The sequence below is a fragment of the Bacillus cereus group sp. MYBK14-1 genome, from assembly GCF_051916885.1.
GTDB classification, from domain to species: Bacteria; Bacillota; Bacilli; order Bacillales; family Bacillaceae_G; genus Bacillus_A; species Bacillus_A cereus.
In genome coordinates this window covers 1-11,480 of sequence record NZ_JBQAHM010000035.1, presented here as the reverse complement: position 1 = coordinate 11,480, position 11,480 = coordinate 1, and the positions used below count along the sequence as shown (strand labels likewise).

Genomic DNA, 11,480 nt, shown 5'->3' with positions numbered 1-11,480 from the left:
ATCATCATCAAACACATTTCTTCTGTATTTCACGACCAACACAAGGTGATAATACAACAAGAATACTGAATGGTTATTACTATCTAATTTCATTTATATACCAGCCTTTATAATTTATGAGACTGATTATATCAGAGGCAAAATAAAAAGGAAAACCTTTTGGCTACGCTCTTCATACGCTTGAGGAAGGAGAATTCTTTCGGGAGATTCGTTAAAGTTATACTCTTTCCCACAGCTCATAAACAATTTTCTCTACACCTGTATCGTTAATTAATTTCCACACAATTCAATTCAAATTTACATATGCTACTGTATGCTACTCATGCATCTAGATCACCTATGGGCAGGCATGATCTGAAAGTTCACTTTAAGCGCGCTATATAAGTGCTTTTTTCATACGTAAATAATCTCTACAAAATGAAATTATCATTATTATATTTCCTTCCGAATAGAATTTCCAATAAGGTTTATACTATAACTGTAACTTTAAAGTTACACAACATAACTTGTAGGGCCTAATTTTCTTTTGTACAACAAGTAGTTAGCCAATTAAGCTGGCTGCTTTGTTGTGTCAAATGAAATTTCTACTCGAATTTATACTTCACTTCTTCTATTAGCCAGAATAAAATATTACAATCATTAGCTTCAATTTGTTTCATACCAAGCACACACTTTTTTAGTGTAATAATATCCGTATGTCCAAGGTTTATAGATTTTTTGCACCAGAACCAAAAATAATTTTATTACACCATTTCATATTTACATAAAAAATCCACACTTAACTAGACTCCTATACTCACACCATCCTTTCTAGACGAGCATAAGATATACTAACGAATGAAAGGGGGTAATTTTGATGGGTTTTGGTTTTGGTGGAGGTTATGATTTCAATAGATGTGATGATCGGAGAGATCATCACCGAAAAGAAGAAAACATTAGACAGGTGAATAATAATCCAGAGTTATTACAATTCTTAAGAACATTAACTCCTGGTACTTGTATTGTTCTTCAATATGATTGTCAACCACCTACAAGTGCAACATTCCAAGGTTTTCAGGGAAACAACGTAATTATTTTATCTGATTTTGATTGTTTCCCAGGATTGGCACGTATTGCAATTAACAAAATTAACGTAATTTCTATAAATTCACCTGATTGTGATCGTTTCTGCTGTAAACGTCGCAGACATTGTAAAGAATGTAACGAACATAAACATGATCATAGAGAAGATTAATAAGTTTTAATTAAAGGAAAAATCTTTCCCTTAATTTATAAGCCAATTTGCAAGAAAAACACCTATTACAAAATAGGTGTTTTTCTTTTCTAAATTTCATTTCACTTAACTAAACATAAATAACAAACTATTCCATATATCGGACATATACTATTGTAAGGTCGGCATCCAAATGACCCAAATAAATACCCACGCCAAGAAATAAAACTACAAAATATTTCTTGGCACCTTTTACATAAAATTAATTTATTAAAAATGTACAAACATAATTAAAACTCTGCACATATAATGTATTCTACCTTTCTATTATTTTACTGCAGGGATTTATCTTATATAAATCCCTTATTTTTTAAAATATTCAAATATTTTATTTAACCTACATAATATAATAATCTCTAAAAACAAAATAAGATAAGAGTCTTCACCCTCTTATCTTTTCCTAAAAATTCATTTGCATTATATATTATGAAATAAGGAAATTGATTAATGAATTAGTTTCTTTATCAATCGCCCAATTAGCTAATTTATTTAAAATAAAAACTACTAATTTCAACAATTGTACAAGCCATTTTGTATTACTTACATACATTAACAATGAGATGATAATCATCTTATACCCCAAAACCCTAAATTACCTGTTCGGTAACTATCTTTAAAAGATAGAAAAAAGGGCAGTTTTTAACTGTCCTTTTTTATTTTTACTAAGATACATATTTTAGAAATTAAACGCTCCTTACTAATGAATACATATATTATATGGTGCTCCAACACACTTTAAAAACAAATAAACAAAACATCACGCTAATAATTTATAGTACCTCCATAATAAAAATTCTCTTCATTATTAACTACTGATAACGAGAGAAATGTGAAATATACCTAAAAATAAATATAAGGTATAATTTTTATTTTTAGGTATATTATATGGACTGGAATTAAAAGTAAGTTTTTTGTTTCTCAACTATTTATACACAATTTTCTTTTATTTTGTTTGGTATTTCCAATGAACCTTGATTAAATATGAATTACATATTGAAACACCCTTATTAGATACTAGCGCCTCCCTGTGCAGGTATTATTAATGTTAGTTTTTAAATAAAGAATGCATTTTCCCCATTCCTTCCTGATGCTTTCACGCATCGAAATATCATTTCTCTTTCAAGAAAATCCAAATCATTTTCACCATTTGCAATTCGTCTAAAGGTATACATTTAACATCGGTTTAATTTTCATCTAGATTATCTGTAAGACAAGGTATCTCCCCCTTCTTTTAACTCATATTCAAAAATCATTGTTATCGAAGGAACTATTTTACACTTTTCTTTATTTTTTAAAAAGTGCATATTCATAATGTATTTTTGACTGTTTATTCAGGTGTAGGTGGATGCAGCCATACAACGGGAAAGAAATTTAGCATGAGTATGATTTTATTAAGCCGACAGTTCCTACATATTTATACAAATTCAGGTAAACAACATGATCCAACTTTACTTTAAATCTAGTATCTTTTTCTTCTTATATTCTTTTTAATATATTCATAAATTTTATCCATAACAAACGTTTCATGTTCTATCCAAATGGTTTCAGCTTCTTCCAATGTAACTACTCTTACTAATTTCTCAATTGCTGTGTCTTTAACTAAAAATGTAGCTACAGCACCTGTAGCTGTTGAATACTTATTGATAACTAAATTTATAATGTTATCAATCTCTAATACTATATCGTTATGAGAAGCCTTCTTATTTTGACTACTTTTGTTTGGTGTTTCTTTATCATCTTTCAATCGGGAATTTAAAGTGAATTCTACATAACCTATTGGAGAACTAATATCTGAACGAAATCTTATATCCTCAATTATTTCTAATACAATTTCTTTATGAGCTTCCCATTTTTTTAACACTTTAGGAAATATTTTTTCTTTACAGCGTTCTTCAAACCTTTTAATTTTTTGTTCAAATGTATTGGGCTGTTGAAATTTATCTAAATTCTTTTCAAAATGAACTAAATTGTTATCTTTCTTTTTTTGGCTATAGATAATAAATTTGATTTTTTGTACTTTCCTGCCTAATTTAATTTCTTCAAATTCAAAAGAAATATCTGTTTTTTGATTCAATTCTTTTTGAGAAGGTTTTAATACACGTTGCTTAAAATTCGCATAGTTAGGGTATATATCCATTGCATCCAAGTAATACCTTAAATTTTGAAGACTAATTGTACGTTCCTTTAAATCTTCATATTGCTTTAGTAGTTCATAAATACGTATAGCGTATGTACTTTTCAATTTAATAACATTAGCTAATCTATAGCTTGTAAACTTGTTGCTTAATTCTAATAGAAATGGCTTTAATAATGGATCGAAACGCATATCAATTGTTCCTTTATTTCTGTTGTAAATTGCTGAAGACAGCCAAGATACCTGCATCAGATCTTCTCCAGTACGAATTTCAATTACTTTTGATAGTAATTCTTTAGTAATTTTACTTAACTCCGAATATTTAGTAGATCCATTTAGATCAAGTAGATCATGAAAATGTTTAATCGAGAATGTGTAGGTTTTAAAATCCCAATCATTAGGTTGAATATTACTAGCCAAACAAAGTAATATTTTTTGTTCTACTAAATTTAAACGTGAATTCGCTTCAATTAAAGTATTTGATTTTGAAACAATATTATTTTCTTTAATCTGCAAATCTTTACTATCAGACATACCTACATACGTCCCTTCTTTCTTACCTCTACTGTTCTACTAACTATAACAAGTATATTTCCTTTGCCGCAATTTATTTTTGTTTATTCAGAAAATTACATCCTCACTATTACAGTTAACAAGCCCTTTGTTCTATATAAAAGTATTCCGAAAGTCGTTTGAATAGTAATATACTTTGTAAATATTTACATTTATAAAGTATATAACCAAATTTGTTATCTTTAGAACCGTTTTGTTATGCTTAAAATCAAATTTATTATTTTCAGAACCATTTTTGTTATAGTTAAAACTATTATCTTTAGAAATATTTTTGCTAGAGTTAAGTAACCAGATTTGTTACCTTTAAAACCATCTTTATTACAGTTAAGCAACCAAATTTGTTACCTTTAAAACCATCTTTATTACAGTTAAACAACCAAATTTGTTACCTTTAAAACCATCTTTATTACAGTTAAACAACCAAATTTGTTACCTTTAAAACCATCTTTATTACAGTTAAGCAACCAAATTTGTTACCTTTAAAACCATCTTTATTACAGTTAAGCAACCAAATTTATTACCTTTAAAACCATCTTTATTACAGTTAAGCAACCAAGTTTGTTACCTTTAAAACCATCTTTATTACAGTTAAGCAACCAAATTTGTTACCTTTAAAACCATTTTTGTTATAGTTAAAACCAAGTTTGTTACCTTTAAAACCATTTTTGTTACCGTTAAGCAACCAAATTTGTTACCTTTAAAACCATTTTTGTTATAATTAAAACCAAGTTTGTTATCTTTAGAACCACTTTTGTTATCATTAGGAGTCATACCCCCTTATATATCAAGACATTTCATGCTCTTAAAACATATAAACATATAAAATACGTAAAACAATTAATATATATAACAAGCAAAAGATAAATTGTTGAATGCATATACTTAATTTCATTTTTTAAATGAAATTTCCACATCATGAAAACAAATTTGTTATATTTGGTTTAAATAGACAAGTAAACGTCAATTAATCAAATAATTATTTTGAGAATATTTAATTAAAAATTGGGTTATATACTTTATTGAAGATTCATAAAATAAAAAAGCCCCAAAAAGGGCCTTTTGAGTTTCGAAAGAAAGGAATATCTCCTATATAATATATGCTTGTTGCAATAGAATGTGAAAAAATACATAATAGTTTTATTTGGTGGAGCAGTGAAGTAGTTTAATCAAGATGAGGGGGTAGTTGAAGGTATCTATTGTGTGGAGATGCTTTTTTATGAAGATTAAGACTCTGCATCACAAACTTTTTTAAAAAAGCACCTGAATCTTTTTAAAAATAAGAAACAATCCAGATAGACACTCTCTTGACTAAAGTTAAGAGCTTTAATTCTAACGTATTAACGAAGCAGACTCTTGGATGACTGAGAGTTCGCAATCCATTTTTTGACGCAAGGAAATACATATAATGACGTTTTCTATAGATTATGGGTATGAATATATATTTGGTTAGCAATATTTTTAATAAGACGCTGTTTCTTTATAAAACAATGATCTGTTCCGTAATGTTATTTAGGTATTTACTTGTCTAATTGAGATACCTACGGGAATCTTTTTTATTTGTGCAATTACAATCGATTAAGTTGATTTTTGTACTCCTGCGATAACACGGGGCCTTGAAATATGAAAAGACCGCAATGCTTTTTGAAAAAGCACTTTGCAGCCATCTGATCTCTTTTCTTTTTCAAATGAAAATCCATTGTATTCTCTTCTGATTCAAAGGTACGATATAAATATATTTATTTAACCTTAACTTTTATATATCTTTCATCAACTCTTCAAGAATTGCTTGTTGGCCTCAAGTGTACGTTTGTTGAATCCGTTTTCAAAAAGGTTTTTTACCTGTTTTATTTTGTCCATATATAAGATTAAGAAGCTGCATATATTCATTTTCTTGTCCAATGTCAAATCGGTGCCCATCAATCATTTTTCCATATACTTTTTTATTCATAATTAAAGAATGAATCGCATCTGTTAATTGATATTCCCCCCCAACACCAGGTTGAAGTTTTTTTAATAAAGGAAAAATATCAGGCGTAAAAACATATCTACCAATTACTGCAAGATTAGATGGAGGATTTACTTTTGGTTTTTCTATAATATTCGTAATATCCATGTAATTCCCCTTTACAACCTTCCCTTCAATTATACCATACTTCTCTATGCACTCATCTGGTACCGTATGAATGCCTATCACACTATTTTTTGTCTCTTTATAAATACTAATTAATTGATTTAAAGAAGTTTCTTTATCCGAAACTACAATATCATCTGGTAAGAGTACAGCAAAAGGTTCATTACCAATAAATGTTTCACCTAATCTTATCGCCTCACCAAGTCCCCTCGCGTATGGCTGCCTTATATAATGGATTTGAACATTAGGAATAGCAAGCTCTTTTAACAGGTGGGCTTTTTTTTCTTTTTCTAAAAAAGCCTCCAGTTCTAATGAATAATCAAAGTAATCAACTATTAAATCCTTTCTGCTAGAAAGTACAATTAATATTTGCTCAATACCTGATTTTACAGCCTCTTCCACAATATAATGAATCGCTGGTTTATTACCTATTGGAAACATTTCTTTTGGAATTACCTTTGTAATTGGAAGGCTTCTTGTGCCGTAACCAGCGGCTGGAATAATTGCTTTTTTAATCACTAATCTCTCGCTCCCTCGAGTGTTTACAATATTAATATTCAATAACCTCCTTACCTGCGCATGACGATTCCAAAAGAGGCTTTTACCTTCTAATTACTTTCATTTCTTATATGAATAGGCCCTTTCAGTTGTCACCAATCCAACTTGTCCATCAATATACTGTAACAACTAGTACTATAGTACTAAGTTCAGAGAGGTGATTATTGTATGGATATATGTATTATAGGATCTGGTTATGTAGGAATCACATCAGCAGCAGTATTAGCAGATTTAGGTCATAATGTTATATGTGTAGATAAGGATCAAGAAAAAATTAATTCTCTCCAAAAAGGAGAATGCCCCATTTATGAACCAGATTTAAAGGAGCTTATTCACAAAAATAAAAACCGATTGCAATTCAGTTGTGATATTGATAATGCTATTCGACAATCACCCGTTATTTTTATCGCTGTAGGAACCCCTTCTACAACAAGTGGAAAGACGGATTTAAAATATATATACTCCGTCATTGACCTACTAGTTCCAACTATAACATCGTATAAAACTATTATTACCAAAAGTACAGTTCCACCAGGTACAAATCAACAATTATATGAAATACTTATTAAACGTGGGGTTTCATCGTCCTTATTCAATATTGTCTCCAATCCTGAATTTCTTCGTGAAGGCTCTGCTGTTCACGATATGCTCAATCCAGATAGAACTATTATAGGTATCCAAAAAGCTGACACAACGTCTTTTAAGATTATGCAGGATATATATAAAGGAATTAGTGCTCCTTTCCTTTGTACAGGTTTAAATGAAGCAGAGATGATTAAATATACATCTAATGTATTTTTGGCTACCAAAATATCTTTTATAAATGAAATTTCTCGAATTTGTGATGCATATAACATTGATATTGTTGAAGTGGCAAAAGGGATTGGCTATGACTTTCGAATTAATCCTCATTTTCTTCAGGCAGGGATGGGATATGGCGGATCATGCTTCCCAAAAGACTTACACTCACTCATTTATACAGCAACTGATAGGCACGTAGCAGTTCCTATTTTACAAGCTGTACAATCCATTAACTCCACACAGATAGATCTTTATATTGAAAAAATTAAAAAAGCTATAAAAGAACCCTCTTCAAAAAAAATAACGGTTTTAGGAATTGCTTTTAAACCAAATACTGATGATATTCGTAGCTCCCTTGCCGTAATACTTCTTGAAAAGTTAATTCCTCATGGCTATGATTTACATGCCTATGACCCCAAAGCTTTTCTTCCTTCACATTTAAAAAGACAAGTTACCCAGCATGGTAACCTAGAATCTGCAATTACAAATTCTGATTGTATTATTATCGCCACGGACTGGAATGAATTTAAAACACTTAATTGGAAACGGGTCAAACAAGTTATGAAGGGATGCACAATTGTGGATGGACGCAATTGCATTGAAAAGGATGAAATAGAAAAATACGGATTACAATATATTGGAGTGGGTCGTTCATGAAAATACTTGTAACAGGAGCCGCTGGTTTCATTGGCTCACATTTGTGTCAAGCGTTACTTAAAAATAGTGCATATCATGTAGTTGGAATTGATCATTTCATCGGTCCTACTCCAGCTATTTTAAAGATAGGTAATATACAATCTCTCGAATTAAATTCACGTTTTCAATTCATACGAGAAGACATTCTAAATACAGATTTATCAAAACTATTACAAGATATAGATGTTGTTTATCATCTAGCTGCTATTCCTGGTGTGAGATCAAGTTGGGGAAAAGATTTTCAGCCTTATGTTACAAATAACATAATGGTTACACAGCAGCTACTTGAAGCATGTAAACACATAAAATTAGATAAATTTATTCACATATCCACCTCTTCTGTTTATGGCGAAAAATCTGGCGCAGTTTCTGAAAATCTATTACCTACTCCTCTATCTCCATACGGGGTTACCAAATTAAGTGGTGAGCACTTATGTCATGTTTATCACAAAAATTTTCACATACCAATTGTTATCTTAAGATATTTCACAGTGTATGGGCCAAGGCAGCGTCCTGATATGGCATTTCATAGATTAATTAAACAACTGCTAGAAGATAAACCTCTCACAATATTTGGTGATGGAACACAAACACGTGATTTTACCTATATTGATGACTGTATACGAGGAACAGTGGCAGCTTTAGAGACAAAAAAAAATATAATAGGTGAAGTTATCAATATCGGTGGAAAAGAACAAGCATCCATTTTAGACATCATTTCTATGCTAGAAAAAATATCAGGGAAATCAGCAATCAAAAACTTTCTAAAATCAGTTCCTGGAGAACCGAAGCAAACATGGGCAGATATATCTAAGGCCAGTACATTACTGCAATATTCTCCAACAGTTTCTCTATCTGACGGACTGGAAGCAGAATATCATTATATAAAACAACTATACAAAGGGGATTAGTTTATGAAAATTGCATATATATGTACAGAAAAATTACCATCTCCAGCGATTAAAGGTGGAGCAATTCAAATGATGATTGATGGGGTGTCCCCCTATATAAGTCAAGATTATGAACTTACTATTTTCTCCATTTCAGATCCAAATCTTCCAAATCAAAAAACACAAGATAATATCAATTACGTGTATTTGCCTCAAAAAGATTATGAACAGCACGTTATAAGTACACTCCAAGCCAATGCCTTTGATATTATACATGTCTTTAATCGTCCTAAAAATATACCTCTATATAAACAAGCTTCTCCACACAGTAAATTTGTATTAGGTCTTCATAACGATATGTTTGCTGAACATAAGCTATCTATTTGTGAAGGCAATCTTATTATTGAAATGGTTACCGCCATTGTGACTGTTAGTAACTATATTAAACAAACTGTGATTGCGAGATTTCCACAAGCTGAAGAAAAGATTTCCATTGTCTACTCTGGTGTTAATTTAAAACAATCTCCCTCCATCTGGACACCAACAGGACAAAAGATAAGAAATACATTTCGTACAAAATACGGTATCCAAGATAAAAAAGTCATTCTATTTGTTGGCCGATTATGCAAAAATAAAGGTCCAGACTTGCTCATTCAATCTATGAAGAAGATTATTCAAACGCATAAAGATACGGTACTTGTAATTGTTGGTGGTAAATGGTTTAGTGATAACCGAGTAAATAAATATGTTAAAAGGCTATATAGATTAGCTAGACCAATTAGAGAACACGTAATTTTCACCAAATTTATTCCTGCAGATCAAATTCATAATATATTTCTAATGGGGGATATATTTATATGCAGCTCACAATGGAACGAACCATTGGCACGTGTTCATTATGAAGCAATGGCTGCTGGAATCCCAATTATTACAACTAACCGTGGGGGAAATGCAGAAGTTATAACAGATGAATATAACGGCTGCTTAGTAGAACAATATAATAATCCAATGGAGTTTGCCAGACTTGTCCAGGTTTTATTATCTCAACGCGAATTTGCACAATGGATTGCTGAAAACGGAAGAAAAATTGTGGAGGCAAACTTTACATTTAAGCATACGGCAAAAAAACTAGATCAGGTATATAAAAAAGTAGCAGAATCTACTAATCAACCTCCTAGAAATCTAATACGCCCTCTCAAAATTCTAATTGTTTGAACTACCAAGCATTTAACGTTTTGATAGGCTATTTGAATTGAGGAATTCCTAAATACAGAAACTTAACGGAGAGATCCTACTCAAGAAGATTTGGAGTTTTAACTTTTTTATTTTAATCAAAACAATTGGAACATAACTAACTAGAAATAAACATTATTGATACAACTACAATTTTCTTCCCGCACCATTTTGCTTTTTATTGAGGAAACTCGTCGGGTAAGAATGGTACGTTAATGTTTTCTCCATTTCTTTATAAGTAAGACTCCGCATAGCGAAGAAACGATTAAATGCGAAAACTCCAAATGTTATTGATTAATATGGATTGCACCTCGTCTTTATGTATGTCTCCTGTATTGTACAAAATAAGATACACTAATACCTGCCGCTATTCAATACTTTCCTAAATTCAGTACTTCACATCTTTATATTTTTGAGGAGAGAGCCTTCTATCGAAAAAATAAATACGTGTATTTGATTTGAACTACTCACCACTTAATGTCCTTACGGACTGTTTGAAGTGGGAGATTCCTGCGAACACCGATGTATCCACCGGTTATCTTAGCAGGCTCTACCCGTAGTCCCTACGGTGAAAACAAAAGTATCTTGTACATTGATTCACCACTATTCCTACTATAGCTTGGTTTTCACAACTTCAGCAAACGTGGGTGAAAGAACGTTGAAGATTTTACGGTTGCAACGTTTTTCTGCAACCAACCCCATATCTTCAGTTTTCAAAGAGCAATCTGTACAAATATATGGTAGCAAACATGTTGGCTTATGCCAACCAACATTCATCTCCCACCTAAAATTGATGTTTCACACCTTCACATTTTTGAGGAAGGAGTCTTCTGTCGGAAAACGATAAAGGCGGTCTATTATGTATATGTTAAAGAACAAAAAACGCTTGGAAAACCAAGCGTATTTTAGTGCTAATTATTTTAAGCGTCTTCTTCTTCACCATCGTCATCATCATCTTCTTCTTCGTCTTCTTCTTCTTCGTCTTCTTCTTCGTCTTCTTCGTCATCATCATCTTCTTCTTCGTCTTCTTCGTCTTCTTCTTCTTCTTCGTCTTCTTCTTCGTCTTCTTCGTCATCTTCTTCTTCGTCTTCTTCTTCGTCTTCTTCGTCTTCGTCTTCTTCGTCTTCTTCGTCTTCTTCGTCTTCTTCGTCATCATCATCTTCTTCTTCGTCTTCGTCTTCTTCTTCTTCT

10 protein-coding genes and 1 pseudogene are annotated in these 11,480 nt (G+C 31.2%); 4 read left to right on the top strand and 7 right to left on the bottom strand.

Features of this window, described 5'->3' with window-relative positions; translation table 11 throughout:
• Positions 1 to 93 (bottom strand): transposase (locus ACTFR3_RS30095; RefSeq protein WP_336974847.1); only part of this gene is annotated, 93 nt, incomplete at its 3' end.
• Positions 94 to 856: 763 nt separating this feature from the next.
• Here ACTFR3_RS30095 and ACTFR3_RS30090 point away from each other — a divergent pair.
• Positions 857 to 1,234, top strand: coding sequence for a hypothetical protein (locus ACTFR3_RS30090; RefSeq protein ID WP_098282273.1), 378 nt, complete (start codon positions 857 to 859; stop codon positions 1,232 to 1,234).
• Positions 1,235 to 1,697: 463 nt separating this feature from the next.
• Here the strand turns inward: ACTFR3_RS30090 and ACTFR3_RS30085 are convergent, their stop codons facing one another.
• The 5 genes and pseudogenes from ACTFR3_RS30085 to ACTFR3_RS30065 form a co-directional block, all read right to left on the bottom strand.
• Positions 1,698 to 1,844, bottom strand: a complete 147-nt coding sequence (locus ACTFR3_RS30085) for a hypothetical protein (protein WP_176535783.1) — start codon at positions 1,842 to 1,844, stop codon at positions 1,698 to 1,700.
• 888 nt (positions 1,845 to 2,732) lie between these two features.
• On the bottom strand, positions 2,733 to 3,941 hold the full coding sequence (locus tag ACTFR3_RS30080; protein WP_098282179.1) for a replication initiation protein: 1,209 nt from the start codon (positions 3,939 to 3,941) through the stop codon (positions 2,733 to 2,735).
• 627 nt (positions 3,942 to 4,568) lie between these two features.
• On the bottom strand, positions 4,569 to 4,751 hold the full coding sequence (locus tag ACTFR3_RS30075; RefSeq protein ID WP_440045158.1) for a hypothetical protein: 183 nt from the start codon (positions 4,749 to 4,751) through the stop codon (positions 4,569 to 4,571).
• Between the two features lie 824 nt (positions 4,752 to 5,575).
• Positions 5,576 to 5,755 (bottom strand): annotated as a pseudogene (locus tag ACTFR3_RS30070) (DDE-type integrase/transposase/recombinase); the annotation flags it as partial.
• A gap of 47 nt (positions 5,756 to 5,802) precedes the next feature.
• The gene (locus tag ACTFR3_RS30065) at positions 5,803 to 6,630 is read right to left on the bottom strand and encodes a UTP--glucose-1-phosphate uridylyltransferase (protein ID WP_440045157.1); all 828 of its coding nucleotides are present in this window, start codon (positions 6,628 to 6,630) and stop codon (positions 5,803 to 5,805) included.
• 207 nt (positions 6,631 to 6,837) lie between these two features.
• Between ACTFR3_RS30065 and ACTFR3_RS30060 the strand changes: the two genes are divergently transcribed.
• The 3 genes from ACTFR3_RS30060 to ACTFR3_RS30050 are packed head-to-tail and all read left to right on the top strand — an operon-like array spanning position 6,838 to position 10,271.
• Complete coding sequence (locus tag ACTFR3_RS30060; RefSeq protein ID WP_098853043.1) at positions 6,838 to 8,127, top strand: UDP-glucose dehydrogenase family protein; 1,290 nt, start codon at positions 6,838 to 6,840, stop codon at positions 8,125 to 8,127.
• The gene (locus ACTFR3_RS30055) at positions 8,124 to 9,077 is read left to right on the top strand and encodes an NAD-dependent epimerase/dehydratase family protein (RefSeq protein ID WP_440045156.1); all 954 of its coding nucleotides are present in this window, start codon (positions 8,124 to 8,126) and stop codon (positions 9,075 to 9,077) included. The genes ACTFR3_RS30060 and ACTFR3_RS30055 overlap by 4 nt, the downstream gene beginning before the upstream one ends.
• 3 nt (positions 9,078 to 9,080) lie before the next feature.
• On the top strand, positions 9,081 to 10,271 hold the full coding sequence (locus ACTFR3_RS30050) for a glycosyltransferase family 4 protein (protein ID WP_440045155.1): 1,191 nt from the start codon (positions 9,081 to 9,083) through the stop codon (positions 10,269 to 10,271).
• A 938-nt stretch (positions 10,272 to 11,209) separates the two neighbouring features.
• Here the strand turns inward: ACTFR3_RS30050 and ACTFR3_RS30045 are convergent.
• Positions 11,210 to 11,480, bottom strand: a 271-nt coding sequence (locus ACTFR3_RS30045) for a hypothetical protein (RefSeq protein WP_440045154.1), incomplete at its 5' end; no start/stop codon positions are given.